Raw genomic sequence first — 26,498 nt, forward strand, 5'->3', positions numbered from 1 at the left:
CCCAGCTTCGTTATCCTATCCCTTGCTTGTTTATATTTCGGATTCTGTTTTATGCCTTGGCTTCAAATACGTTTAAACACTACCCCTGAGCACGTCCCTGCCTTTGAAGATACTCTGCTAGATTGCGGCGCTATCGTGGTCACCTTTGAAGACGTGCACGACGATCCAGTTTATGAACCAGACCTAAACACTACTCCACTATGGAAGCACACCAAGGTCACTGGTTTATTTGAAGCGGATGCTGATCTTGAGCACATTCGTCCCGCGGTTGAACATAAAGCCGCTGCATTAGGCGATGCCGACTCTCTTGAACTAAAAATCGAAATCGTAGAAGACAAAGATTGGGAACGGGAGTGGATGGACAGCTACCACCCGATTCAATTTGGCGAACGCCTGTGGGTATGCCCAAGCTGGCGCGAAGTACCGGACGAAAACGCCATCACACTAATGCTCGACCCAGGTTTGGCATTTGGTACTGGCACCCACCCAACGACAGCGCTCTGCTTACAATGGCTCGACAGCATAGACTGTCAAAACAAGACCATCATTGATTATGGCTGTGGCTCTGGCATTCTAGGCATTGCAGGTTTATTACTGGGCGCCAATAACATGGTGGGTATCGATATTGACCCGCAAGCCGTTCAAGCCACACAAGCCAATGCTGAACGTAACAATATCGACCCTGCACGCATTGAAGTTAAGCTGCCGCCGTATGAATCTGACTTACAAGCGGATATTGTCGTTGCTAATATTTTAGCTGGCCCACTTGCTCAATTGGCTCCAACCATTACAGCCTTGGTAAAAACGGGCGGTAAGTTGGCATTGTCTGGTATTTTGGCCAATCAAGCACAAGAGGTCATCGAGGCGTATCAAGAATGGTTTACCATTGAATCCATCACCGAAAAAGAAGAGTGGGTACGCATTGTTGGCGTTAAAAACGCATAAAACGACACCGTAATTTGTGAAAGTTCGATAAGGAAGGCCGTAACGCAATGACCGATAGTTTAATTACTCGTTGTCCTAAATGTTCCACTGCATTTCGTGTAACCGAAGATGTATTGAACATGGCAAAAGGAAAAGTGCGTTGCGGCCAATGCTTTCATATTTTTGACGCCATGGAAGCCAGCAACACCCCCTTATCGACCACTCCTACACCACCCGTAAGTGACAATACACCAGATAACAACACCTATAGCACAGCCCCTGCTGAGCCGACATCAAACGAGCCAGCATCAAACGAGCCAACACCTCAGAACAAAAGCATGTTATTTACTTCTGCGGATGATGAGCCCGTCAACCCAGAATGGCTAAAGACGCTCTTTGATGAAAATGATTTAGCCCCAGGCACACCAGACGACCCGCTATTTGATACACCGGCACAGCCTGTCTCAGCGCCCTCTCACAGCTCATCCAATGAAAGCCCTCAGCCTCATGTTAACTCAGGGACGCACAAGGATGAGCAAGTTAAAAAGAATCCTCCTAACGGCGTAAAAAGACCAACCCACAATGGCGATGAACCAGCCCCTTGGGAATTAGAACTGGCAGAAGTAGAGGCCGCCTTAAGCGCCTCACCCAAGCCTCAGCCTATTAAAAAAGAAACCATTGAACACTTTGTGTCACCCCCGAAAAACACAGATTCAGAGCCTGAATCAAAAGAACCAGAGCCTGACTATATGGTCGCACTGCACTCGCTGGCACAAAATGCCGCTGAGGTAGAGTCTCCGAACCGAGTCACTCAACAAAACAGCGCACTGAACCAAATATCCAGCCAAGAGTATTTAGCCCCCTTGATTGGTGAGTATGAAAAAGAGCAAAAAAACCACAAAAAACCGCGCACCTTGTTGTGGTTTTTAGCTGCGTTAATGGCGCTTTTTGCTCTTTTGTATCAACTCACTGGGCACTTCTTTGTGCAAGGCAGCCAATCAGAAAACTTCCGCGTTTTCTACCGTACCTTTTGCACCTATACTGGCTGTACATTACCGACTTTTGTGGACATTCATGCCATCAGCATTCAACACGTACGTATTCAGAGCCACCCGACACAAACGAATGCACTGTTAGTCAACGCCATCATTACCAACACCAGCCGCTACGCTCAACCTATGCCTAAGATCGCTCTGGAGTTTTTTGACCTTAATGGCGCTCCGGTCGCGGCTCGCCTCTTTGCCCCCAAAAACTACTTAGACAAAGACTTCTTAGACATCACCTATATGCCACCAAACACGCCAATCCACTTGGTTATTCCAATCCGCGACCCCGGCGCAAGAGCGGTTACTCACCAGCTGCGCGTTTTCCCAGCTGAGACTCGTTCATACTAATTTAGGGTTATTTTGGGCCTGCGACAAAATAAGCACAAAATTTAGCCAATTTTTGTGCTGTCAAGACTTCAAAAATGCCGATTGACTAGGTATTATGCACGCCCGCTCGACATTGTCGCCGATCTTTAACATCCGATTCAGTATTCAGGAACAACATGGCATTTGCTATTGGCTCATATTGCGTTGACAAACCCGTTATTCTTGCCCCTATGGCAGGTGTAACAGATTTGCCTTTTCGCCGTCTTTGCCATGATCAAGGTGCCGGTTTGGTCGTCTCAGAAATGGTAACGTCCGACGTTCGTCTATGGAACTCAACCAAGAGTCGCCATCGTTTAATTCACGATGCCGAAGTCTCTCCGAGATCCGTACAAATTGCTGGTGGTGACCCACAAATGATGGCAGAAGCGGCTCAACAAAACGTTGAGCTTGGCGCGCAAATCATTGATATCAATATGGGCTGCCCAGCAAAAAAAGTATGCAATAAAGCGGCAGGCTCAGCCCTGTTAAAAGACGAAGTGTTGGTTCGAGAAATACTAGAATCGGTAGTAAATAGTGTGTCGGTTCCTGTTACATTGAAAATCCGAACAGGATGGAGTTTAGACCAGAAAAACGGTGTTACCATTGCCAAGATGGCAGAAGACATTGGCATTAAAGCGTTAGCCGTTCACGGAAGAACTCGTGAATGCAAATTTAAAGGCCAAGTCGAATATGACACCATCGCCAGCATTAAACAGCAACTCACTATTCCAGTGTTTGCTAATGGCGATATCAAGGACGCTAAGAGCGCCAAAGCTGTTATGGATTACACCAAAGCAGATGGCGTGATGATTGGTCGAGCCGCACAAGGACGACCATGGATTTTTCGGGAAATAAACCACTATTTACAAACCAATGAGCTGTTAGCACCTCCTTCTCTTCTAGAAGTGCAACAGTTAGTGATCAGTCATGTTAAGGCTCTTCACCAATTTTATGGTGATTACCTAGGTGTGCGCATTGCACGCAAACACGTTGGCTGGTACCTGCAAACGTTGGCGGACAAAACACAATTTCGTAGCCTATTTAACCGTATTGATAATACGCAAGAACAGCTCGATCAATTGAACGAATTTTTTGTTTGTCATATGACAAACGAACCTTGTACTTAATAGACAAAGATTTCATAGGCGCGACTGATATATTATCTGCCGTGGTCTATGCTCAATGACTATTACTAAATGGTTAGCTTTAAACTAGAAGGTTATTCTGTGGTAGAACAAACTCATACTCAAACGTTTCAAGCTGCTTCTTCAGAGCAGTCACAAACTCTTCGTGACAATGTTGAAAAAGCACTGCAAAACTATTTCGCTCACTTGGATGGGCAACCTGTGACTGACTTGTATCAGTTGGTCTTAGCCGAGGTTGAGGCACCTCTGCTAGAGTCTGTCATGAGCTACACAAAAGACAATCAGACAAAGGCGTCAACTATCCTTGGCTTAAACCGAGGCACGTTGCGCAAAAAGTTAAAGCAGTACGGCATGCTTTAACCATTGAGAAAAGGGCGATTTCGCCCTTTTTTCGTTTTACCTTCCCCTTGTTTATTTAGCGTTAATCAATTGCGAGAACCACAATGGCAAATCACACTACTGTTACTCCAATCAAACGAGCTCTAATCAGCGTTTCCGACAAAACAGGCATTGTCGAATTCGCACGCGAACTGACTGCACAGGGCGTCGAAATTCTTTCTACTGGTGGTACTTACCGCTTACTACTTGATAATCAAGTAGCAGCGACCGAAGTATCTGATTACACCGGCTTCCCAGAAATGATGGATGGCCGTGTGAAGACCTTGCACCCAAAAGTGCATGGCGGCATTCTTGGTCGTCGTGACATCGACGGCGCGATCATGAAAGAACACGGCATCGACGAAATCGACATGGTAGTAGTAAACCTATACCCATTCGAAGCGACCATCGAACGTCCTGACTGCGATCTACCAATGGCCATTGAAAACATCGACATCGGTGGCCCAACTATGGTTCGCTCTGCAGCGAAAAACCATAAAGACGTAGCGATTGTTGTTTCTCCAGCAAGCTACGATGCTCTACTGGCGTCATTAAAAACAGACGGTGGCCTAACCTACGAACAACGCTTTGATCTTGCGGTACAAGCGTTTGAACACACATCTCATTACGATGGCGCAATTGCTAACTTCCTAGGCAAAAAAGTCGCCGGTGGCAGTGAAGATTTCGCTCGTACCTTTAACTTGCAGTTCAACAAGCAAGAAGAAATGCGCTACGGCGAGAACCCACATCAAAAAGCGGCGTTCTATGTAGAAGCGAATCCAAAAGAAGCGTCCATCAGCACAGCGAAACAGATTCAAGGTAAAGCCTTGTCTTACAACAACATCGCCGATACAGATGCCGCTCTAGAATGCGTTAAAAGCTTCGACAAGCCAGCCTGCGTTATCGTTAAGCACGCTAACCCTTGTGGCGTGGCAACAGCTGACAATCAACTGGCGGCTTACGACCTTGCTTTCCAAACTGACCCAACGTCTGCCTTTGGTGGCATCATCGCCTTTAACCAAGAATTAGACGCCGACACAGCGCAAGCCATTGTCGATCGTCAATTCGTTGAAGTCATCATTGCCCCAAGCGTCAGCCAAGCAGCAGCCGATATCGTTGCAACTAAGCAAAACGTACGCTTGCTAGAATGTGGCCAATGGTCAGCTGACAAACCTGCTGCGCTAGATTACAAACGCGTAAACGGTGGTCTATTGGTTCAAGACCGTGACGACGGCGCCATCACTTTAGATGACCTTAAAGTGGTATCAAAACGCCAGCCAAGTGAAGCGGAATTGAATGACCTATTGTTCGCATGGAAAGTGGCTAAGTTTGTTAAGTCTAATGCCATTGTTTATGCTAAAGCTGAGCAAACTATCGGTGTGGGCGCAGGCCAAATGAGCCGCGTTTACAGCGCCAAAATCGCTGGTATTAAAGCCGCGGATGAGAACCTAGAAGTGGTTGGCTCTGTAATGGCCTCTGATGCGTTCTTCCCATTCCGCGATGGTATTGATGCGGCGGCGCAAGCAGGCATTACCGCAGTAATTCAACCAGGTGGCTCTATGCGTGATGCAGAAGTCATCGCAGCAGCAGACGAAGCTGGCATGGCAATGGTCTTCACTGGCATGCGCCACTTCCGCCACTAATCCGGTCACGTTTAAAAACGTACCACTAAACAGCCGTCACTCTAGCAGTGTCACTATTTAGCGATTTGCCAGTGGAGTCACCCACTGGCTTATATTAGAAAGGATATAAGAATGAAAGTTCTGATTATTGGTAACGGCGGCCGTGAACATGCATTGGCATGGAAAACCGCAGAATCCAACGACGTTGAAAAAGTCTTTGTTGCGCCTGGTAACGCAGGTTCAGCCGCAGAAAATAAAGTCGAAAACGTTAATATTGGCGTGACCGACATTGCTGACCTTGTGGCATTTGCTAAACAAGAAAGCATCGATCTGACCATCGTTGGTCCAGAAGCACCTTTGGTTATCGGTGTCGTAGATGCCTTTGAGAAAGAGGGTTTAGCTATCTTCGGCCCAACAGCCGCTGCAGCGCAACTTGAAGGCTCTAAAGCTTTCACCAAAGATTTCTTAGCTCGCCACAATATCCCAACGGCGGCTTACGGCAACTTCACCGAGATCGAACCAGCTGTCGCTTACATCAAGCAGCAAGGCGCGCCAATTGTGGTTAAAGCCGACGGCCTTGCCGCAGGCAAAGGCGTTATCTTGGCAGAAACAGAAGCAGAAGCCATCGCTGCAGTTGAAGACATGTTGCAAGGCAACTCGTTTGGCGATGCGGGCAGCCGCGTTGTTATCGAAGAATTTCTAACGGGTGAAGAAGCCAGCTTTATTTGTATGGTGGATGGCGAAACCGTATTGCCTATGGCAACCAGCCAAGACCATAAAGCGCGCGACAATGGTGATCTAGGCCCGAACACTGGCGGCATGGGTGCCTACTCCCCTGCTCCTGTGGTCACCCCTGAGATTCACGATCGCATCATGAACGAAGTCATCATGCCAACAGTTAAAGGCATGAACGCAGAAGGCAATCGCTACCGCGGTTTCTTGTACGCTGGTGTCATGGTGGCCGCCGATGGCACACCAAAAACACTGGAATACAACTGCCGCTTTGGTGACCCTGAAACACAACCTATCATGATGCGCTTGCGCTCTGATTTGGCGAAAATGTGTTTAGCTGCGGTCAATGGTCAACTGGACAGCGTAGAAGCCGACTGGGATCCACGAGCAAGCTTAGGCGTTGTTTTAGCCGCCGGCGGTTACCCTGCAAGCTACCCTAAAGGGGATGTCATCTCTGGTTTAGACACACAGCTACCAACACACCAAAAAGTCTTCCAAGCGGGTACTGCTTTACAAGATGGCAAAGTGGTAACCAACGGAGGTCGCGTATTGTGCGCTGTCTCTCTTGGCGACACAGTAGCTGATGCGCAAGCTGGTGCTTACGAAGTGGTTAAAACCTTGTCATGGGATAAAGTTTACTTCCGCACCGACATTGGCCACCGTGCCATTGCTCGCGAGCAAAAGTAATACCCAGTTCTGCTGACAAACAAGCATTAAAAAGGCCTCTAGATGAGGCCTTTTTTCTATCTATTACCTTATCCATAACGAGCAAGCTGAAGAGAAAATGCGCGAAGCCGGTATGTCATGGGAATGGCTAGAAGATGGCAACTTGAAAACTGAAACGAAAGCCTTACCCGCCATTCGTTATGATGAGGAAACCCAACAAAAGGTATTCTTTAATTCCATTAGCGCGGTTTATACCGGCTGGAATGACGCTCGCAACCAAGGTAAATCCGCCGTATCAACAGCGGATGGCGAGCCGATGAACGACCAGGTTTTAAATAAGCTCATCCAAGAAATGAATAACAGCTGCGTTAACTTCCCTTGGCAAGCTGGGGATGTATTGTGGATCAATAACCACACCGTATTGCATGCCCGCCAACCGTTTCAAGGTGAGCGTCGTATCTTAGCGTCTATCTCGTTCAAATAATCTAACCAGACATGTGCTTCAGATACAAAACGACCGCTCGTTTAGCCGCGGTCGTTTTGCTAAGTGAGGTCATCAAATAAGACGTTTAAGTCTGTTAGTCTGGCTTTTGTATTTGCTGTTCTTTCTTGTTCAACCATTGCTTAAATGTGCGTCCAACCTCCAACACAATCAAACCAAAGATCACACCTGCCACCCAATCCAATGCCAGTAAAAAGCCAAGAACCATGATCAAGCTATAGCCGTACATGAAGCGGGATCGTGCTGTTGGTGTATGTTGGCGAGTGAACCAAGTAAGGCACAATAGCGCTAAGCCAAACCAAACATAATACTCCACTAAAATTGGATATAGCATTTCATCCCCTATCTAGTTAATAATACTAGCCTTACTTCAAATAGGCTGGGCTAGCTTTTTGTTTTCACGACTTATTCTACTCTTTTTATTATGTGCAACCAATTTTTCTTGGGCTGCTAACAATATTGCTTTGATAGACGATAATCACAGCGATTTTGACGTATCAAAAAGTGCACAATACATTATCGACGAAACGGGCGAACTGACCATAGATAACATTGCGTCAGAAGCCTATACGTCACAGTTTTTGCCTGTCAATGATCGCTTTTTACAACTTGGTTTAGTCAAAGGTAATATCTGGTTACGTACTGAAGTAGCCATTAGGATCACAAAAAACGAACCTGTATTGCTTGAGGTAAGCGCCCCACGCCTAGAATACCTCAACATTTACATTCCTAACTTGTATGGCAGCCAGGCCCAAGCACGGCTTGGCGAAGCACGCCCCTATAGTAGCCGCCTCGTTGAGCACCCCAACTACTTGTTTCCTATGCCCAACGCCACACCACCGATATTTACTGTCTATATCAAGCTGTCATCTCATTTACCCATTAATGCTAGGATTCATCTAAAAACCCTGTCTCAGATGTCCCTTGACTCACAAAAGGATTTCTCGTTTACCGGGCTCTTGATGGGGATTCTGCTGGTATTGTTCGTGAGCAACCTGTTTTTCTACCTCAAAAGCTCACACCCGATGTACATTCTGTATAGTCTGCTATTGCTCGGTATCGCCCTGTTGCACCTGGCATTGCATGGACAGCTATCGCAGTTTTTTCCCGATCGGATAGGTATTCAAGAACGGATTTACAACTTTGCAGCATTGTCTTGCGGCGTCGCTATTACTTTTTTCTCTCGCCTCTATTTAGACACTAAGTCCTATTTTCCCAATATAGATAAAGCCATGATCGCTTTGGGAGTAATCAATGCAATAGGCACAGCAATATTTACCATTGAGCCACAGCTCATCAATATTTTCTTTTTGTCTTTAATGACATTTTCTACGCTATTTTTTCTCACCGCACTGGCAGTCTATGCTTTTCTAAAACACAGCCCATTCTCTGGATATTATTTAATCGCTCGCGTTGTCTTGCTGTTGGGGTATTCCATCTGGATTATGTCTGCCTATGGCGTGCTCCCCAATCCCAGCATTTACGAATGGGGACTCACTATTGCGATCATTATCGAAGCCATGATTCACTTTACCGGCATGATCGCTCAGTTGAACCCTCTGCTCAGGCATCATGTTAGGTTAACCCGCCACTCCCAAACTAAGCTGCTTGATCTATTATCTGACCTATCAAGCCGTCTACGCCGACAACTTAATGTAATCGACGGCAGCTTTGCGCAAATCGAAAGAAACATCACAAACGAAAGAAATAAACCTCTGGTACACAATGGCCAAGTTGCCAATAATAACTTACAGAATTTAGCGGAGCGCCTCGACTATTATATTAATGCAGAACAAAACTATGATAATTCGCTAGCAACAGAGCAGTCTTTGCCGGTTTTTCTAAACAACATCATTGATGACGCGTACAACAGCTTCCAACAGCTTGATCAAGATAACGCCAGCATCGACATCATAGTAAAAAATGCTAACCATGTTGAACTATTGCACAACGCTGAGCTCATTCAACGCCTCATTGAAGCCATGCTGTTAGAGTTTAAGTACTATACGGATCAAACCTTAACCTTGGAAATTACACGGCAAGACCTAGAGCGCGAAGGCATCACCGCTCTTGAGCTGCGCTGCTATCCGTTACCAACAAGGGTATCCCCCCACGACAGTTCCGTTGATCTAGGAATGAGCTATATTATGTTGTTGGTAGAACAGCTAAATGCCACCACCAAGACCACATTTCATGAGCAAGCTCGCGCATTAACCATCAACATCCCTATTCATGCACACGTGCGCCAAATGAACCTAGAACAGAAAGAAGATGTTTATTATGACCTAGTGTTATTTGGACAGCACGACGCAGACTTACAACAAGCCTTTAATATTTTACAAGCACAGCCCTACAGCATTGAACACTTCTCTTTGCTTGATGAGCTACTGTCCTTCTTAGACAAGCCAGAAACACGACGTAACGGCAGTGTGATTGTGCTGTTTGATAACGGCGGACATATACCCCATATTAGCTGTCAAAAAATCCGTCCTCTCATGAGACCGGAAGACCAATGCTTACTGATCACAAATAATGTTAAAATGTCCCGCGATTACGCAAAAACCATTGGCTTTGATGAGCTCATTCCTTGCAGTGCATTGGAAGCGGAGCTGCTACAGCAATTATTACGCCTAACTCGTAAAGGTGAGCGCTTAAGAACCACTTTATTGCCCCGCATCAAGCCTTTGCGAACAGACACTTGAAAAAACACCTAACGCCTTAAACAATGAAATCAAAGGGAATATTATGGATTGTCTATTTTGTAAATTAGTCAAAGGCGAGATACCGGCCACTATTTTGTACCAGGACGATGATGTCATTGCCTTTGAAGACATAATGCCGCAAGCGCCAACGCACTTTTTAGTCATTCCAAAACGTCATATTAGTACGTTGAACGATCTGACGGATGCCGACGCACCAATCGTGGGTAAACTCCCTATCGTTGCCGCCAAAGTTGCTAAACAAAAAGGCATCAGCGACGCAGGCTATCGTGTCACCATGAATTGCAATGAAATGGGTGGCCAAACTGTGTATCACATTCACATGCATGTACTAGGTGGTCGCGCTATGACCTGGCCACCAGGTTAATGACAGGAGATTAGATGTTTTCTTTTCTAGATAAAGCCGTATTGCAATTTGATCGGGCCCTGCAGACCCTCATACCTCATGCTGCCAGTGCTCAACGGACATCGCCGGCAAACAATCTCGAAGACACACCATTAAACGACGCCGAGCGTAAGCATTCGATAGGACTGATGCGCATTAATCACACCGGCGAAGTCTGTGCGCAAGCGCTTTACGCAGGCCAAGCCAGCACGGCGAAATTAGACGCAGTCAGAGAAGAGATGGAGCACGCTGCAGAAGAAGAAGTGGATCACTTAGTCTGGTGTGAACAACGCCTGTATGAGCTAGGCAGCCGCCCCAGTATCTTAAATCCATTATTTTACGGCGCGTCTTTTACAATAGGTGCCAGCGCGGGATTGATCAGCGATAGGTTAAGTCTTGGTTTTGTGGCAGCGACAGAAGACCAAGTCTGCGTTCACTTAGACAAACACATGGATGCTTTGCCTCAGCAGGACGCCAAGAGTAAAGCCATTCTGACACAAATGCGTCTTGATGAGGCCAAACACAAGCAAGCAGCATTAGCGTCTGGCGGTTATGTTTTTCCACAACCGATTATGGCCATCATGACACAGGTTTCAAAAGTCATGACGACCTCTACTTATAGGATTTGATTATGAACCGTGATCTACACGCAATTAGGCGCGATTATCAATTTGAAGATCTGCTCGAAGACAGCGTTGGCGATAACCCGTCAGCTTTCTTTGACCAATGGCTTGCGTTTGCGATTGACGAAGGCGTCGATGACCCAACGGCCATGATGATCAGCACAGTCGACGCACAAGGCCAACCTCACACCCGTGTGGTTTTACTCAAAGAGCATAATGAATCAGGCTTTACCTTTTATACCAACTACGACAGCGCCAAAGGCCAACAACTGGCGCACAATAACAAAGCCTGTTTGACCTTCTTTTGGCCTACTTTGTCGCGACAAGTTCGTATTGAAGGCGAAGTCGAGAAAGTGCCTCGCGAGGTATCAGAAACGTATTTCTCCAGTCGCCCTCGCGGTAGCCAATTAGCGGCTCGCACCTCAAAACAAAGTGCTGTAATCCGCAACCGAGATGAGCTGCAAAAAGCCTTCAAAGCAGAAGAAAACGCCTTTGCGGATCAGAAAGTCTCGTGCCCTGACAATTGGGGCGGCTACACATTGAAGCCGACTTTTATTGAATTTTGGCAAGGTCGCCCTAGCCGACTTCACGACCGACTCTGCTTCACCAAAAAAGATGATCAGTGGACGCTAGAGCGCAAAGCCCCCTAAGCGGAAACCAGCCCATTATCATAAGAGGAGCCGAAACGTTAAGCTAATTCGCTCCTCTTGTACTTTCTTTCTTTTTGGCAAACTATGCTGCCACAGGGCCTGAGTGGATGCGGCCATCACTAGCCAACTTTCATCTTCTAAGCTTAACTGCCACTTTATTTTATGGTTGCCTTTCAAGCGAAATAGAAACTCCCTTTGCGCCCCTAAACTCAACATAGCAACCACAGGAGCTGGCCCCAATACTGGCTCACTATCAGAATGCCACCCCATGTAATCGCTACCATCTTGGTACCAATTTAATAACACACAATTAAACGCTTGACCTGATAATGACTCAGCTTCTTGCTTAGTAGACAACAGCCAATCAGGCCAACCATGCGCATAATGGTCTTTGCCCGAATAATGGTAACAAAGACCAGCATCCCCCAAAAAGGCAACCCGTCGCGGTACACTGACTTCACGGCCATACATCAGTAGCTTCTCTTGCTCCCACACTAGCCGTTCTTTCAGATAAGACAGTCGCTTTGGAGTACTTGAGCTCGAAATTGAGTATCGGTATGATGGCCTGCTTCGCTTAGCCACATTTACTTTGGACTCCCATGTCAGCTCATTCTGATGCGTTAACGGTTTCACGTAGTTTATTCCTTGATGCCTATCGAGGGTTGGCTGTATTGCTGATGATGATCTTTCATTTTTGTTGGGATCTAGGCAACTTTGGATTTATCTCGTTCTCATTTTCAGACCCTTTTTGGGTCGACTTTAGACGCCTCATTGTTACCTTATTTCTCACCGCCGTAGGCTGGTCTACTTACCTGTCTAACCGCCGATCCCTCAGGCTTGTCATATGGCAACGCGATATAAAAGTGTTACTGGCGGCGACGCTCATTTCGCTTGGTACTTATCTTGCCCTGCCGGATCATTGGATATTTTTTGGTATTTTGCACTTTATTTTCCTTGCGACTTTCTTAGTGCGCCCCCTAAGTCGCTATCCTATTATTAGCAGCCTAATCGGTAGCGCTATCTTAGTGATTCACAGCGAAACGACTTGGCTACACTTCCCTAATCTCTTTCCTAGTATCGTACACCAGTTAAATTTACCCCATCAAACATTGGATATTTTGTTTCCTCTACCTTGGATTGGCGTGGTTCTCATCGGACCTTTGTTAGGCTATCTAAATTGGCACCAATGCCCTCTTCCCAATCATTTTCTCAGCCGACTTCTCAGCATAATGGGACGCTTTGCTTTGCCTATCTACCTAGTGCATCAAGTTATTTTATTTGCCTTAGTTGCCTTCACCAAAATAGTGCTAAGCAGTTAACCTTGCTCGATGTTTGGGCAAGAAAAAAGGCTTATTCTTTTTCGTAAAAATAGTTAAAAAAAGCCATTCTTATATTGCCTCCCACCAAGTTTCCGCTTCTTATGGGGAATCTAGTTAGTAGGCACTTACAGATACAAATAACTCTCAAGTTTGACGATTTTTCAAGTCTTGATTTTTAAAAAAAAGAGCACTATTGTTCGCACTGTCAGGTTACATAAACACTATATATAGTGTTAAGACAGCCACACCAACACTAGATAGAGTAAACACCTCTTAAACCACTTAATGCACTAATGGGAAGTTAAGGCATGAGCACTCTCACAGTTACTAAGCGTAACGGGAAGACCGAAAACATCAATCTTGAGAAGATTCATAAAGTCATCACATGGGCCGCAGATGGCCTAGACAATGTCTCCGTTTCCCAAGTCGAATTAAAAGCCCAAATTCAGTTCTTTGAAGGGATTCGAACAACTGATATTCATGAAACATTGATCAAGTCAGCGGCGGATCTAATCTCGGAAAACACCCCAGATTATCAATACCTTGCAGCGCGTCTTGCGATCTTCCATTTGCGTAAAAAGGCATTTGGTGATTTTGAGCCACCGCATCTTTATGATCATGTGCAAAACCTTGTTGAGCAAAAGCGTTACGACGAAAATCTATTAAAAGATTACTCAAAAGAAGACTTCGAGCAGTTAAACAGTTTTATTGATCACTCTCGTGATATGAACTTCTCTTATGCGGCCGTTAAACAACTAGAAGGTAAATACCTAGTTCAAAACCGTGTGACAGGTCAGATCTACGAAAGCCCACAGTTCATCTATATTTTGGTGGCAGCTTGCTTGTTTGCCGGCTATGACAAGAATGAACGTTTGCAATTGATCAAGCGTTTTTACGATGCCGTATCTAAGTTCAAGATTTCCCTACCGACACCAATCATGTCTGGCATTCGTACTCCAACACGTCAGTTCAGCAGCTGTGTATTGATCGAATGTGGTGACTCTCTAGATTCTATCAATGCCACTTCTAGTGCCATTGTGAAATACGTTAGCCAACGCGCAGGCATCGGCGTTAATGCCGGAGCAATCCGTGCCTTGGGCAGCCCAATCCGTGGTGGTGAAGCATTCCACACAGGTTGTATTCCGTTCTACAAACACTTCCAGACAGCTGTAAAAAGCTGTTCACAAGGCGGTGTTCGAGGTGGTGCAGCGACTGTTTTCTACCCAATTTGGCATTTAGAAATAGAAAGTCTTCTGGTGTTGAAAAACAACCGTGGTGTTGAAGAAAACCGCGTTCGTCACTTAGATTACGGTGTGCAGTTTAACCGCCTGATGTACCAGCGTTTGATCAAAGGTGGCAACATTACGTTGTTCAGCCCTTCTGACGTACCAGGCCTTTACGATGCTTTTTTTGCTGACCAAGAAGAGTTTGATCGTCTGTACCTTAAATATGAGCAAGACGACACCATTCGTAAGCAAACCATTAAAGCATCTGAGTTGTTTACTCTATTTGCTTCTGAGCGTGCTAGCACAGGTCGTATTTACCTACAGAACGTCGACCATTGTAATACACACAGTCCGTTTGACCCTGCCGTTGCACCGGTTAAGCAAAGCAACTTGTGTCTAGAGATTGCACTTCCTACTAAGCCACTAAACCGCATCGACGATCCAGAAGGCGAAATCGCCCTTTGTACCTTGTCTGCCTTTAACCTAGGTGCTTTAGAAAACCTAGACGAGCTAGAAGAGCTGTCTGAATTGATCGTTCGCGCACTAGACGCTTTGTTGGATTACCAAAATTACCCAATTCCAGCGGCCCAACGCGCCACTGAACTACGCCGTACCTTGGGTGTGGGTGTTATCAACTACGCTTACTACCTTGCGAAAAATGGCGTACGTTACTCAGATGGCAGTGCCAACGAGCTAACCCATAAAACATTCGAAGCGATTCAGTACTACCTACTTAAAGCATCGAACAAGTTAGCGAAAGAATTTGGTCCATGTTTGGCCTTCAACGAAACGACTTATGCAAAAGGCATCTTGCCAATCGACTCTTACAAAAAAGAAATCGATAACATAGTTTCACCAGAGCTTTACTATGACTGGGAAGCATTGCGTACTGACATAGTAGAACATGGCTTACGTAACTCAACCCTAACCGCACTGATGCCTTCTGAAACCTCGTCTCAGATCAGTAACGCAACCAATGGCATTGAGCCGCCACGTGGTTTTGTTTCTGTGAAAGCCAGTAAAGACGGTATTCTTAAGCAAGTTGTGCCTGAGTTTGATCGCCTAAAAGAGCAATATGAGCTACTATGGACCATCCCTTCAAACGACGGTTACTTGCAGCTTGTGGGCATTATGCAGAAATTTGTCGACCAAGCGATTTCAGCAAACACAAACTACGATCCACAGAAGTTTGAGTCTCAAAAAGTACCAATGAAGGTGATCCTAAAAGACCTTCTAACCGCTTACAAACTGGGTGTGAAAACATTGTATTACCATAACACTCGTGATGGTGCGGACGATCAGCAAGATGACATTGATGATTGCGCTGGCGGTGCTTGTAAGATTTAGGTCTGAAATTTGTTATACAGGCCCTGTGTTACTAACCGGCTAACCGGGTTTAAATAACACAGACACAAGCCCCATCCTAGGATGGGGCTTAGTTGTGTAAAGCGAAACAGAAAATTAATCACTCTCTAAGGTTTTTCTTTTTAGAATGGCCTGATGAATTTAAGGAATCCCCTGAGCAATGAGTTATTCGACTTTTAACCGCAAGCAATTCGATAGTATGAAAGAACCTATGTTCTTTGGTGAAAATGTCAATGTTGCTCGCTACGACCAGCAAAAACACCCTATTTTTGAAAAGCTAATTGAAAAGCAATTGTCTTTCTTCTGGCGCCCAGAAGAAGTGGATCTTTCTAGCGATCGCAAAGATTTCCAACAGCTGGCCGAGCATGAACAGCACATCTTTTTAAGCAACCTGAAATACCAGACCTTACTCGACAGTGTGCAAGGCCGTTCTCCTAATGTGGCACTATTACCGATTGTCTCGCTTCCAGAACTAGAAACATGGATCGAAACCTGGTCCTTTAGTGAGACCATTCATAGCCGCTCATACACTCATATTATTCGTAATATCGTCAACGACCCAACCGTTATCTTTGACGACATTACCGTGAACTCCGAGATCACTAAGCGCGCCGACAGTGTGTCCGTCTACTACGATCGTTTAATTGAAATGGTCAGCTTATACAACACATTGGGCATGGGCACGCATAATGTCCCAGGCAAAGGCAGTGTTGAGATTTCTATGCCAGCCCTTAAAAAGGCCCTTTATCTGACCATTGCGTCTGTTAACGTATTGGAAGCCATTCGTTTTTACGTCAGCTTCGCTTGTAGCTTCGCCTTTGCGGAACGCACACTAATGGAAGGTAACGCCAAGATCATCAAGCTGATCGCCCGTGATGAAGCCCTTCACTTAACTGGCACCCAGCACATGCTCAACCTAATGGCATCAGGCAGAGACGATCCAGAAATGGCCGTGATTGCTGAACAATGCCAAGAAGAAGTGCGCAACATCTTTATTGAAGCCGCTGAGCAAGAAAAAGAATGGGCAAGCTACCTATTCAAAGACGGTTCAATGATTGGTTTGAACGCACAAATTTTGGGTCAATATGTAGAATACATCACCAATGTACGCATGCAAGCGGTTGGTCTAGAAGCCTACTTCGGCACTAAGCACAACCCAATCCCTTGGATCAATGCTTGGTTAGTCAGTGACAACGTTCAGGTTGCTCCACAAGAAGCGGAAATCAGCTCTTATTTGGTAGGTCAAACAGACAATAACTTAGACGATTCAGACTTCGATGACTTCGACCTCTAAACAAGGTACGCCGTCTAAAGACCAAGTTCACCGCGTCTTACTGGGGAAAAAGCAATTTCTTGTCACTGAAGACGAGCCCTTGCTCCCACAGCTTGAAAGAGCAGGAATACACATAGAATACCAGTGCCGCGAAGGTTACTGCTCTTCTTGCTCTATCAAGCTTTTATGGGGACAAGTGGAATACCCATTTGAACCCCTAGCTTGGGTCCACAGTGGCTATATGCTCGCTTGTTGTGCGATTGTAAAAAGCGACATTGAGATTGCTTTTTTTCACGACTAACCACGGCATCTAAGCTCGGATTGATTAAGACAAAGTACGGTAACCTGCGTAAATTCGGGTTACCGTTGTGATCCAACACGCTGCACCAAACACATAAGCCAGTACTGAGAAGTAATTAGGCAGTAAGCAAATCAGCACTAAGAACAAGATGGTCTCTGTACCTTCGGTTAACCCGCCTAAAAAATACAACGATTTTTTACCGTAATCCAAACGCTCAATATTGCGCTTCTCCGCCATGATGGCAAAGGCCAAAAAGCTGCTTCCCGTACCCATAAAAGCAAAAATCAAAAAGCTCGCCGCCAGCGCATTTTCAGCAGGGTTCAGCAAGGCAAAACCAAACACCACTGCGGAATAAAAGATAAAGTCCAACGTGATATCTAAATAACCACCCAAGTCCGTCGGCCCTTGAATGCGTGCCACCGCACCATCCAAACCATCCATTGCACGGTTAATAAGAACCAGTAATAAAGCCAAAAATGTCATTTCATAATACAAGGCTGGCAACACACTTATGCCAAACAAAAAACCCACTAGAGTAATGCCATTGGCCGTCACGCCCAAACCATCTAACCCCTTTGCCAAGCGCGCCAACGGTTGTTTTAACGTACGAATAAAAAAAGTATCTAGCATAAAAAGTGCCTTGTTTGAATGGCAGCGAAGCGTCTAAAGACTTGCTACAATAGGTTAAATTTGATGTTGAACAATAAGGTTATTATGATACACGCAAAACAATACGGAGAAGCTGGCCCAGCTCTTGTCATCATTCATGGTCTTTTTGGCAACGCAGACAACTGGCACTCTATCGCGCAATCACTTACTGAACACTTCACTGTTTACTGCCTAGATTTACCCAATCACGGACACTCTTCTCCCCTTGAAGATGCAAGCTACCCTAAAATGGCGACGGCTATTCTAGACTGGGCGAACTCAACGAAACTGACGTCGTTCTGCCTGCTCGGACATTCAATGGGCGGTAAAGTTGCCATGCAAATGGCCGCTATGGCCCAGCCTAATCAAATAACTAAGCTAATCATCGCAGACATTTCCCCAGTCGATTATCAACCTGGTCATACCGAGATAATCAAAGGACTCAAAGCGATTAACCAAGCCGATATTCAATCCCGTAAACAAGCAGATACCATTCTGGCTCAATTTGAACCAAGCCTACCTATTAGACAGTTCTTACTGAAAAATCTTACAAAAAAAGAAGAGGGGTTAAGATTAATGATCTCTCTCGACAATATTGCTAACAGTTATCCGACCATTCTTAAAAAACCAGAAATCGTTGCTGCTATCGATACTCCGACCCTTTTTATCAAGGGCGAGAAGTCCAACTACATCATTGCCGATTACCAAAGTGCGATTATGACACTTTTTCCTAACGCTGAATTCAAAATGATCCCTGCAACAGGACACTGGTTGCACGCAGAGAAACCCGCAGCCTTTACCGGCTTAGTGAAGCGTTTTTTAAGCAAATAATGATAAACTGAGGGTGCAATACAACGACAAACGCCCTGTTTATCAGGGCGCTTTTAACGACAGCAAGGGGAATACGGCTTAACGATTAGACACAGCCTTAATCAAATCGTCATCATGCAAATGCGTCCACTTACCTTTCGGTTTATCAAGATACTGAAAATACTCATTAGTGAAAGCTCCTTGAATGCAAACATAGCCCCGCGGCGAACTGTGTACTTGCTCCCCCTCTAGAACATGATTTAACACCGTTGGGCCTGTTGTGTTGTAAACGCCTTTCTTTTTCAAAGCATGATAATGGGTGATATTAGACACGATTTTTTCTATCACCTGCTGATAGTGTTGATTTCCAGGTTTTGTAGCCAAAAAGAAATTGGTAAATTGCGTGTTGTTCTTTTTGAACTTGATATAGAAAGCATCGTATTCAGGCTTTAAAGTCTGACTAATTGGCCACACCAAGGACGCATCTATATCCATATAAATTCCGCCATTCAAATGCAAGTTCACAACCCGCCATAAATCTGCCTGTGCAGCCCCGTCATTGAGCTTTAGATAGGCATGATAGACATCCGCAGGGGCATGATCACGCAGGAAAGCTTCCCGAGCCTCAGTACTCACATAGCGATAATCGCAATCCAACGACATAAGTCGATTAAAAAGGTAATTAACATACACAGGTAAAGTACAACGGTTCGAGTAGTTTGTTTGCCAAATAACATTAGGGATGGCAGAGCGATGTCGAGACGTTAGCTTCGCTTTTGAATATTCAGGAATAACAAAACGAAGGTTCGGGAAGACAAGGTGAAACAGGTAAGAAAAGGCTTTCACCAAATTACCCACTAACCGAATGCTACGGTTAACAACCATCTTAAAGAATTTACTCATCAGCTAGACCTATGCAGTCGTTCTAAATATGGGTTGCGCACATAATACTGAGCCTAAAATGGCCTACCAGCAGACTGCATTCATACCCGCTTAACTACATAGGTAACATGGCTTTCTTACAGATTGATGAAATGAAGTAGCCTCCGTAGAGATTGACTGTGTTACAGCACACTGTTGCTCGTCAGTCTTGGCAACGATACTCATCGGCATAATAAGTGCCCAACATGCGAATTTCTTCGGAAAAAAAGCGTAACTCTTCCAATGCCACCTGCATCGCAGGGTCTTGAAAATGCGCTTCGACATCAACGTAAAATTGAGTCGCGGTAAAGTGCCCATTCACCATATAACTCTCTAACTTCAACATATTAATTCCATTAGTGGCAAAACCACCCATGGCTTTATATAGCGCGGCTGGAATATTGCGTACGCGAAACATAAACGAAGTAATGTAGGTTTTCTGGGGTTCAAAAGCAGGCATTTTTTGCTGCTTAGCAAACACTAAAAAGCGCGTTGTGTTGCCTTGAGTATCATTAAAATGGTTTTTTAAGATATTCAGCCCATACAGTTCAGCCGCTAGTTCAGAGGAAATAACCGCTAATCCTTCCTCAGCTTGCTCAGCAAGGTGTTTTGCCGCGCCCGCGGTATCGTACATGGCAAGATTTTTTGCCCCTAATGCTTTGATATTAGTATCGCATTGCGCCAATGCTTGTGGATGACTGCCAATCCTCTCTACCTGCTCTAGTGTCATCCCATGGCGCGCCATCAGACAATGATTTACCGGTTCAAAATGCTCTTTCACCACATACAGCTGAGTACGCTTTAATTCACGGTAAATCTCCTCTACGCGACCTGCAGTAGAGTTTTCCACTGGAATCATCGCATAATAGGCGTCACCTTGTTCTACCATGTGCAAGGCATCTGCAAAGGTGGCACAGTTGGCCATTTTCCAATCTGGGAAGGTGTGTTTGCACGCTAAATGCGAATAGGCACCAGGTTCGCCTTGATAGGCAACTATCTGAGTGGCATCGAAATGTGTCATTTGTTCTGGCATGGTATAGTCGTTTTATATGGGTGAAAACAAACACTAAAACGCGTTTTAAAAGACAAAGCAACCTTATGATAAAAACCTTCTTTATTAAGCTCATCAAAGGCTACCAGTTTTTGATCAGCCCCTTGCTTGGCAATAATTGTCGATTTTACCCAAGCTGTTCTCGCTATATGATAGAAGCCATTGAGCGCTTCGGAATTATCAAGGGAATCTATTTAGGTATACGACGATTGGCAAAATGCCACCCATGGCATGAAGGCGGGATAGACCCTGTCCCTTCCTGTCGCCACTGCCAAAAAGAGAAAGAGGAAAGCTAGGTTTTCTGGTTGCCTATCTGTAACTTCAGATCACTGGCCACCAACACCGCTTGGGTACGGTTATTAATCTCAAGCTTACGGAATATTGCCGTAATGTGGGCTTTGACGGTTGCTTCAGAAATCGATAGCTCATAGGCAATCTGCTTATTCAACAGTCCTTCATGCAAATAACACAACACTTTATATTGCTGTGGTGTGAGCTCTGCCACACGATGCTGCATGCTCAAATCCGGTTTAGGCATGCCTTGTAGCTCAGACTCGAGATACTTAGGTAGCCAGATATCCCCAGCTAAAATTGCATTAATCGCATTGCTGTAAATTACCGGTTCACTGGTCTTAGGGATAAACCCAAGGGCACCAGCTTCGATCACTTTAGCCACCATGCCTGCATCATCACTGCCGGAAATGACAGCAACCGGTATATCAGGAAAATCCGTACGAATACGAATCAAGCCAAATAAGTCACCACTACCAGGCATATTTAAATCCAACAGCAGCAGATCCACATCCTCCATTTGCTGTAAACAGCTCAAAGTGGAATCCAGATCATAAGCTTCTGCTATAGAAATCCCTTTCATCTCTGCTCCTAGTGCACTGCTTAAGGCACTACGGAACAGAGGATGATCATCTGCAATAATAAGTGAAATCACTAACGACTCTTTTTTTTAAAGTGTTATTAAGATCACATATTTAAACGGTTATCAATCAAATCATCAACCACACTTGGGTCAGCCAAGGTACTTGTGTCTCCTAACTGGTCTTGCTCATTCGCTGCAATCTTACGCAAGATGCGACGCATGATTTTACCTGATCGTGTTTTTGGCAGGCCTTTGGTTGCCCATTGAATCAAATCTGGGGTCGCAATCGGGCCAATTTCTTTGCGCACAAACTGCTTCAGATCTTTCATTAAGTCATCGCTTGGCTCTGTCCCGTCCACCAAGGACACATAAACATAAATTCCCTGGCCTTTAATATCATGGGGGTAGCCAACAATAGCCGCTTCGGCAACCGCAGGATGAGCCACCAGCGCACTTTCAATCTCTGCTGTTCCTAAGCGATGTCCAGAAACGTTCAACACATCATCCATTCGACCGGTTATCCAATAATGGCCATCTTCGTCTCGACAAGCCCCATCGCCGGTAAAATACATGCCTTCAAAAGTACTAAAGTAGGTTTGCTCAAAGCGCTCATGATCGCCATAAACCGTACGCGCTTGGCCTGGCCAAGAGTCGGTAATAACCAGACCACCTTCGACCTTGACCCCCTGATCGTCTAGCACTACCCCTTGTGCGTCTAACAATGCTGGTTGCACCCCAAACAAAGGTCCAGTACAAGAGCCTGGCTTTATATCGGTTTGTACGATACGCGGTGTCATCATCATGCCGCCGGTTTCGGTTTGCCACCAAGTGTCCACCACAGGACAAGATGCGTTGCCAATTTCTGTGTAATACCAAGACCAGGCTTCAGGGTTAATTGGCTCTCCCACACTGCCCAAAATTCGTAACGAGTCCCGTTTACTGGTAGAGGTAGCCTCCTCACCTTTAGACATCAAGGCACGGATGGCGGTCGGCGCGGTATATAAAATAGTCACGTTGAATTTATCAACGACACGTCCAATCCGTCCTGAATCAGGGTAAGTTGGCACACCTTCAAACAACATACTGGTGGCTGCATTAGCCAAAGGTCCATACACAATGTAGCTGTGCCCAGTAATCCAACCGACATCTGCAGCGCACCAGTAGACATCGTCTGGTTTAAGGTCAAACACCAGTTCATGAGTCATCGCGGCATACACTAGATACCCGCCGGTTGTGTGCACCACCCCTTTTGGCTTACCGGTTGATCCTGAGGTATACAAAATAAACAAAGGATCTTCCGCATTCATTGGCTCAACTGGACACTCGGTGCTTTCGTTTTCTACTTCTTGCGCCCAATCTAGATCACGTCCTTCGAACCAAGATACCTCTTTATTCGTGTGGCGATAGGTAATGACTTTTTCGACAGACGGGCAAGCATTGTTTTCTAGCGCCATATCCACATTATGTTTCAACGGTATTGTATTGCCCGCACGGCGACCTTCATCGGCGGTAACAACCACTTTGACCTGGCAGTCATTAAGACGGTCGGCGATGGCATGAGCCGAAAAACCACCAAAGATAACGGAATGAATAGCGCCAATGCGCGCACAGGCTAGCATGCAATAAACGGCTTGAGGAATCATCGGCATATAGATGGCGACCCGGTCACCCTTGCCGACCCCTTGGCGCTTTAGTAGGTTAGCGAAACGAGCCACTTCATCGTGTAATGTTTGGTAGGTAATGGCCGTTTTATCTGAATTTTCTTCATCACCCTCAAGGTAGTAGGCTACTTTATTGGCGTGCTTTGCTAAATGACGATCGATACAGTTATGGGCGACATTAAGAGTGCCATCCTCAAACCATTTTATGCTGACATTACCCCGTTCGAAAGAGGTATTTTTTACCTTAGTATAAGGGGCGATCCAATCTAAACGCTGACCTTCTTTGGCCCAAAATGCTTCTGGGTTCTGAATCGATTCTTGGTAGCGTTTTTCGAATTCTGCTTGGCTGACCGTGGCGTTATTAGCCACTTCATTAGCTTTATCACTGTATAATGACGTCATAACTCGCTCCATTTTTAAAGTTATTTTAAGGATGCTTACGCTACTATAGCCTGCTAAATTCTATGATCTATTCCACTTTAGTCTTAACGTTCATTATTTCATTCGCCCTGCCCTAACAAAAAAGGGCAGCGTGACTTGTTTCTTATGGGAAGGGTCACTCCATACCGAACGCAACTTTTGATCCGCCTCGACTAAAAAATCATCGCCTTCATCTTGGATTCTCAGCTGGGCAGCTGTCCATGAGCGAATAAAGTCCATAGTTTGAGAAACAGACCAATTACAATACAAATCAAATTCAGGCACTTCAATCACTTCAAAAGGAAACGAAATATCCTGATACTGGTTCCACAACAAACGACTTTTCACCGGCCAATAGGCAGACAGTAACGGCAATACATGCTCTTTAATCACTACATCTTCTGGCTCACCAAGTGTGAACCAGTTGTAGCCCCAGCAGACAAAAAGCCCACCAGGTTTAAGCACCCGGCGCACTTCTTGCCAAAATAAATCTAAATCAAACCAATGCAAAGCATGGCCAATACATACCGCATCAAAATGATTATCTGGGTATTCGGTTTTTTCCGAAGGAAAGACACTGTAATTGACTTTGCGATGTGGGGTAGCTTCTGCAATTTGCGATTCGCTAATATCTGACGCTTCTACTTGATCGAAATACGCTGCCAAATCAATCGAAGCTTGACCCGTACCACATGCCGCATCCCAAACTGTTCCAGGGGTGCTAACCTGCTGCGAAAGCCAATAATACAGCTCCGCAGGGTAGGTCGGTCGGACTCGTGAATAAATACCTGAAGATTGCCCATCAAAAGAACGCATAAGAAATACCCTATTCAAATTATTTTGCTATCTCGACGACAATGACGTCCTGTCAAAGGAGCGCAATATGTTATTATTTTTCCGCAAGTACCGCGTATTTCTGTAATACATTATAGGAATTTAATACCTTTTTTGCTTCCTCAACCCCTTTCACCCGATACGCTTGAATGCCCATTAATTGCGCTGTATCAATATTCACCTGATTATCATCGATAAACAGGATTTCTTCTGGCGCGACTTGTAACGCATCAAGCACATAATCATAAATAGCGCGATCCGGCTTTACCGACCCTATCAAATGCGATGCAAAATAACTGTGAAAATTTCCCGCAAGCGCCATTTCGTTCATTAGACGAGACCAATGGGCGGCGTTAGTATTCGATAAAATCGCTCGGTGATATTGTGGCTTTACCGATCTTACTAAATCTAAAGCCCCTGCAAATAAGCCTTTTGGCCACGCTTGAAAGGCCTGCTTGAAGGTCTCTACAGCCACTGAACTGCCTACTTCTTCTGGTAATCGCTTGGCAAATTCATCAAAGCTGATTTTGCCTGAGTCAAACGCCGCCACGGTAGGAGAACGCAACCACTTTAGCCACACCTCAGACTCTTCACCTTCAGTATTTAGCATATCGTGCATTTGACTCACATCACCAAGGTCGACTAACACCCCTCCTAAATCAAACATCACGACCTTGATATTTGCATTTTTCATGGACAATCCCCTTACACTTGGTTATAAAAACGGAATAAATGTGCATAATAAAACAAGCCCCAAGTATTATTACGGCCTATTCATTGAATTTTTTTTACAAACTGCAGTCCACTTCAGCCATAAGTGACTACCCTGTAATCATAAAGCGTCCAATTTTGTACTTGACGAAATGAGTGCCGTGAGCAAAACCTTAACAAGAATAACTAATAAGACTCTCTCCAAGGAGAAAAATAAAATGAAACTGGGATTTTTTACAAAAACGATTCTCTCTACAGCCACTGCCGCAACCATTGCCTTAACAGCAAGCAACAGTATCGCGGCAGACAATAGAAACTACATTCTTGCAACCGCCTCCACTGGCGGAACCTATTATCCAGTAGGTGTTGCTATCGCCACCCTTAGTAAAGTAAAGCTAGAGCCTAAATTTGGCATGTCTTTGTCCGCTATTAGCTCAGCAGGGTCAGGCGAAAACATCAAACTACTTAGAGAAAGCCAAGCACAATTTGCCATTCTACAAGGCCTTTACGGCGCTTGGGCATGGAACGGCGAAGGCCCATTAACCCAATCAGGCAAACAGACGGAATTGCGCTCTGTTTCTATGTTATGGCAAAACGTTGAGCATTTCTCAGTAAGATCTAATCTAGTTAAAACAGGCACCATTGAAGACCTAAAAGGAATCGAAGGTACTAACAACAAATTCTCGATTGGTCCAAAAAACTCTGGTACTGAAGGCTCAGGCCGTCAAATTTTTAAAGGGTTAGGCATTCAACCTGACAACTTTAGCTTGGCCTACATGGGCTACGGCGCCAGCGCTGATGCCATGCAAAACGGCAACATCGATGGCATGAATACACCAGCTGGCGTACCAGTTAGTGCGGTGACTCGTTTGTACGCGTCATTAGGTGGCGACAATGTTACCGTTTTGGATTTCACTGACGAGCAAGTGAAAGAAGCCAATGGCAACTACAATCTCTGGACCCGTTATGTCGTACCGGCCAATACTTACCCAGGTCAAAGCAAACCAATTAATACCATTGCTCAACCTAACTTCTTAGCAACACGTGCTGATGTGTCAGACGAGGACGTGTACCAGCTAACAAAAGCGTTATATGAAAACTTAGGCTACCTAAGCGCAATTCATAAAGCAACGGCGGTGATGTCACTTGAAAAAGCCATTGCAGGATTACCAGTCCCACTGCACCCAGGCGCTGCTCGCTATTACCGCGAACAAGGGATTAAAATCCCAGCAGACCTGATTATTGAATAATTAAACCCTTCGGCAGTATCGCCTCGATGAGGCGATACTGCCCCCTGCTTTCTGCTTTCCTCCTGTTTGTACAAA

27 protein-coding genes are annotated in these 26,498 nt (G+C 45.3%); 18 read left to right on the forward strand and 9 right to left on the reverse strand.

Translation table 11 applies throughout. From position 1 onward, the window contains the following. Positions 1 to 51: 51 nt before the first annotated feature. The 7 genes from prmA to DFP81_RS07830 all read left to right on the forward strand — a co-directional run bounded on the left by prmA (position 52) and on the right by DFP81_RS07830 (position 7,363). Complete coding sequence (gene prmA, locus DFP81_RS07800) at positions 52 to 945, forward strand: 50S ribosomal protein L11 methyltransferase (protein ID WP_115897213.1); 894 nt, start codon at positions 52 to 54, stop codon at positions 943 to 945. A 47-nt stretch (positions 946 to 992) separates the two neighbouring features. Beyond that, positions 993 to 2,318 (forward strand): zinc-ribbon and DUF3426 domain-containing protein, encoded by a 1,326-nt coding sequence (locus tag DFP81_RS07805; protein ID WP_115897214.1) that lies wholly within the window; start codon positions 993 to 995, stop codon positions 2,316 to 2,318. A gap of 155 nt (positions 2,319 to 2,473) precedes the next feature. Continuing rightward, a complete protein-coding gene (gene dusB / locus DFP81_RS07810; RefSeq protein ID WP_115897215.1) occupies positions 2,474 to 3,463 on the forward strand; it encodes a tRNA dihydrouridine synthase DusB in 990 nt (329 codons plus the stop codon). A gap of 69 nt (positions 3,464 to 3,532) precedes the next feature. After that, positions 3,533 to 3,841: a DNA-binding transcriptional regulator Fis gene (gene fis / locus DFP81_RS07815; RefSeq protein ID WP_243712003.1), complete on the forward strand. Its 309-nt coding sequence runs from the start codon at positions 3,533 to 3,535 to the stop codon at positions 3,839 to 3,841. 83 nt (positions 3,842 to 3,924) lie between these two features. Further along, positions 3,925 to 5,502 (forward strand): bifunctional phosphoribosylaminoimidazolecarboxamide formyltransferase/IMP cyclohydrolase, encoded by a 1,578-nt coding sequence (purH, locus tag DFP81_RS07820; protein WP_115897216.1) that lies wholly within the window; start codon positions 3,925 to 3,927, stop codon positions 5,500 to 5,502. Between the two features lie 111 nt (positions 5,503 to 5,613). Then, positions 5,614 to 6,900 carry a phosphoribosylamine--glycine ligase gene (gene purD, locus DFP81_RS07825; protein WP_115897217.1) on the forward strand — a complete coding sequence of 429 codons (1,287 nt, stop codon included), beginning with the start codon at positions 5,614 to 5,616 and terminating at the stop codon, positions 6,898 to 6,900. 97 nt (positions 6,901 to 6,997) lie between these two features. Beyond that, positions 6,998 to 7,363, forward strand: a complete 366-nt coding sequence (locus DFP81_RS07830) for a TauD/TfdA family dioxygenase (protein WP_115897218.1) — start codon at positions 6,998 to 7,000, stop codon at positions 7,361 to 7,363. Positions 7,364 to 7,457: 94 nt separating this feature from the next. Here DFP81_RS07830 and DFP81_RS07835 read toward each other — a convergent pair whose 3' ends face one another. Continuing rightward, positions 7,458 to 7,715 carry a hypothetical protein gene (locus DFP81_RS07835; protein WP_115897219.1) on the reverse strand — a complete coding sequence of 86 codons (258 nt, stop codon included), beginning with the start codon at positions 7,713 to 7,715 and terminating at the stop codon, positions 7,458 to 7,460. A 58-nt stretch (positions 7,716 to 7,773) separates the two neighbouring features. On the opposite strand from DFP81_RS07835, the gene DFP81_RS07840 reads away from it, so the two are divergent. From DFP81_RS07840 to pdxH, 4 genes are read left to right on the forward strand one after another with little or no spacing between them, the layout of a single operon-like run. Next, positions 7,774 to 10,083 carry a 7TMR-DISM family protein gene (locus tag DFP81_RS07840; protein ID WP_115897220.1) on the forward strand — a complete coding sequence of 770 codons (2,310 nt, stop codon included), beginning with the start codon at positions 7,774 to 7,776 and terminating at the stop codon, positions 10,081 to 10,083. A gap of 43 nt (positions 10,084 to 10,126) precedes the next feature. Beyond that, positions 10,127 to 10,468, forward strand: coding sequence for a histidine triad nucleotide-binding protein (locus DFP81_RS07845; RefSeq protein ID WP_115897221.1), 342 nt, complete (start codon positions 10,127 to 10,129; stop codon positions 10,466 to 10,468). Positions 10,469 to 10,482: 14 nt separating this feature from the next. Further along, positions 10,483 to 11,115, forward strand: a complete 633-nt coding sequence (gene coq7 / locus DFP81_RS07850; protein ID WP_115897222.1) for a 2-polyprenyl-3-methyl-6-methoxy-1,4-benzoquinone monooxygenase — start codon at positions 10,483 to 10,485, stop codon at positions 11,113 to 11,115. 2 nt (positions 11,116 to 11,117) lie between these two features. Further along, a complete protein-coding gene (gene pdxH, locus DFP81_RS07855) occupies positions 11,118 to 11,759 on the forward strand; it encodes a pyridoxamine 5'-phosphate oxidase (RefSeq protein ID WP_115897223.1) in 642 nt (213 codons plus the stop codon). Positions 11,760 to 11,777: 18 nt separating this feature from the next. Here pdxH and DFP81_RS07860 read toward each other — a convergent pair whose 3' ends face one another. Beyond that, positions 11,778 to 12,341 carry an alpha-ketoglutarate-dependent dioxygenase AlkB family protein gene (locus tag DFP81_RS07860; protein ID WP_115897327.1) on the reverse strand — a complete coding sequence of 188 codons (564 nt, stop codon included), beginning with the start codon at positions 12,339 to 12,341 and terminating at the stop codon, positions 11,778 to 11,780. A 17-nt stretch (positions 12,342 to 12,358) separates the two neighbouring features. Here DFP81_RS07860 and DFP81_RS07865 point away from each other — a divergent pair, with 17 nt between their 5' ends. The 4 genes from DFP81_RS07865 to yfaE all read left to right on the forward strand — a co-directional run bounded on the left by DFP81_RS07865 (position 12,359) and on the right by yfaE (position 17,243). Next, positions 12,359 to 13,078 carry a heparan-alpha-glucosaminide N-acetyltransferase gene (locus DFP81_RS07865; protein WP_115897224.1) on the forward strand — a complete coding sequence of 240 codons (720 nt, stop codon included), beginning with the start codon at positions 12,359 to 12,361 and terminating at the stop codon, positions 13,076 to 13,078. Between the two features lie 308 nt (positions 13,079 to 13,386). Then, entirely contained in the window at positions 13,387 to 15,651 is a 2,265-nt protein-coding gene (gene nrdA / locus DFP81_RS07870) for a class 1a ribonucleoside-diphosphate reductase subunit alpha (protein ID WP_115897225.1), read from the forward strand. A gap of 178 nt (positions 15,652 to 15,829) precedes the next feature. Further along, complete coding sequence (nrdB, locus tag DFP81_RS07875; RefSeq protein ID WP_115897226.1) at positions 15,830 to 16,963, forward strand: class Ia ribonucleoside-diphosphate reductase subunit beta; 1,134 nt, start codon at positions 15,830 to 15,832, stop codon at positions 16,961 to 16,963. After that, positions 16,947 to 17,243: a class I ribonucleotide reductase maintenance protein YfaE gene (yfaE, locus tag DFP81_RS07880; protein WP_115897227.1), complete on the forward strand. Its 297-nt coding sequence runs from the start codon at positions 16,947 to 16,949 to the stop codon at positions 17,241 to 17,243. The genes nrdB and yfaE overlap by 17 nt, the downstream gene beginning before the upstream one ends. Before the next feature lie 24 nt (positions 17,244 to 17,267). On the opposite strand, the gene DFP81_RS07885 is transcribed toward yfaE, so the two are convergent. Next, the gene (locus tag DFP81_RS07885) at positions 17,268 to 17,873 is read right to left on the reverse strand and encodes a CDP-alcohol phosphatidyltransferase family protein (RefSeq protein ID WP_115897228.1); all 606 of its coding nucleotides are present in this window, start codon (positions 17,871 to 17,873) and stop codon (positions 17,268 to 17,270) included. A gap of 84 nt (positions 17,874 to 17,957) precedes the next feature. Here DFP81_RS07885 and DFP81_RS07890 point away from each other — a divergent pair, with 84 nt between their 5' ends. After that, positions 17,958 to 18,722: an alpha/beta fold hydrolase gene (locus DFP81_RS07890; protein ID WP_115897328.1), complete on the forward strand. Its 765-nt coding sequence runs from the start codon at positions 17,958 to 17,960 to the stop codon at positions 18,720 to 18,722. 78 nt (positions 18,723 to 18,800) lie between these two features. Here DFP81_RS07890 and DFP81_RS07895 read toward each other — a convergent pair whose 3' ends face one another. Then, on the reverse strand, positions 18,801 to 19,604 hold the full coding sequence (locus DFP81_RS07895; RefSeq protein WP_115897229.1) for a glycosyltransferase family 32 protein: 804 nt from the start codon (positions 19,602 to 19,604) through the stop codon (positions 18,801 to 18,803). A gap of 181 nt (positions 19,605 to 19,785) precedes the next feature. Further along, positions 19,786 to 20,655 (reverse strand): prephenate dehydratase, encoded by an 870-nt coding sequence (locus tag DFP81_RS07900; protein ID WP_115897230.1) that lies wholly within the window; start codon positions 20,653 to 20,655, stop codon positions 19,786 to 19,788. Positions 20,656 to 20,720: 65 nt separating this feature from the next. On the opposite strand from DFP81_RS07900, the gene yidD reads away from it, so the two are divergent. Beyond that, the gene (yidD, locus tag DFP81_RS07905; RefSeq protein WP_115897231.1) at positions 20,721 to 20,969 is read left to right on the forward strand and encodes a membrane protein insertion efficiency factor YidD; all 249 of its coding nucleotides are present in this window, start codon (positions 20,721 to 20,723) and stop codon (positions 20,967 to 20,969) included. On the opposite strand, the gene DFP81_RS07910 is transcribed toward yidD, so the two are convergent. From DFP81_RS07910 to DFP81_RS07925, 4 genes are all read right to left on the reverse strand, one after another. Further along, positions 20,966 to 21,619, reverse strand: a complete 654-nt coding sequence (locus DFP81_RS07910) for a LuxR C-terminal-related transcriptional regulator (protein ID WP_115897232.1) — start codon at positions 21,617 to 21,619, stop codon at positions 20,966 to 20,968. The two genes, yidD and DFP81_RS07910, sit on opposite strands and share 4 nt — an antisense overlap. Before the next feature lie 32 nt (positions 21,620 to 21,651). Beyond that, the gene (gene acs, locus DFP81_RS07915) at positions 21,652 to 23,610 is read right to left on the reverse strand and encodes an acetate--CoA ligase (RefSeq protein WP_115897233.1); all 1,959 of its coding nucleotides are present in this window, start codon (positions 23,608 to 23,610) and stop codon (positions 21,652 to 21,654) included. A 93-nt stretch (positions 23,611 to 23,703) separates the two neighbouring features. Beyond that, complete coding sequence (locus DFP81_RS07920) at positions 23,704 to 24,444, reverse strand: class I SAM-dependent methyltransferase (RefSeq protein ID WP_115897234.1); 741 nt, start codon at positions 24,442 to 24,444, stop codon at positions 23,704 to 23,706. A 73-nt stretch (positions 24,445 to 24,517) separates the two neighbouring features. Further along, the gene (locus DFP81_RS07925) at positions 24,518 to 25,156 is read right to left on the reverse strand and encodes an HAD family hydrolase (protein ID WP_115897235.1); all 639 of its coding nucleotides are present in this window, start codon (positions 25,154 to 25,156) and stop codon (positions 24,518 to 24,520) included. A gap of 235 nt (positions 25,157 to 25,391) precedes the next feature. On the opposite strand from DFP81_RS07925, the gene DFP81_RS07930 reads away from it, so the two are divergent. Beyond that, entirely contained in the window at positions 25,392 to 26,423 is a 1,032-nt protein-coding gene (locus DFP81_RS07930; protein WP_115897236.1) for a TAXI family TRAP transporter solute-binding subunit, read from the forward strand. The last annotated feature ends 75 nt before the right edge of the window (positions 26,424 to 26,498 follow it).

Origin of the sequence: Marinomonas pollencensis (genome assembly GCF_003387375.1) — a bacterium.
Lineage (GTDB): Bacteria > Pseudomonadota > Gammaproteobacteria > Pseudomonadales > Marinomonadaceae > Marinomonas > Marinomonas pollencensis.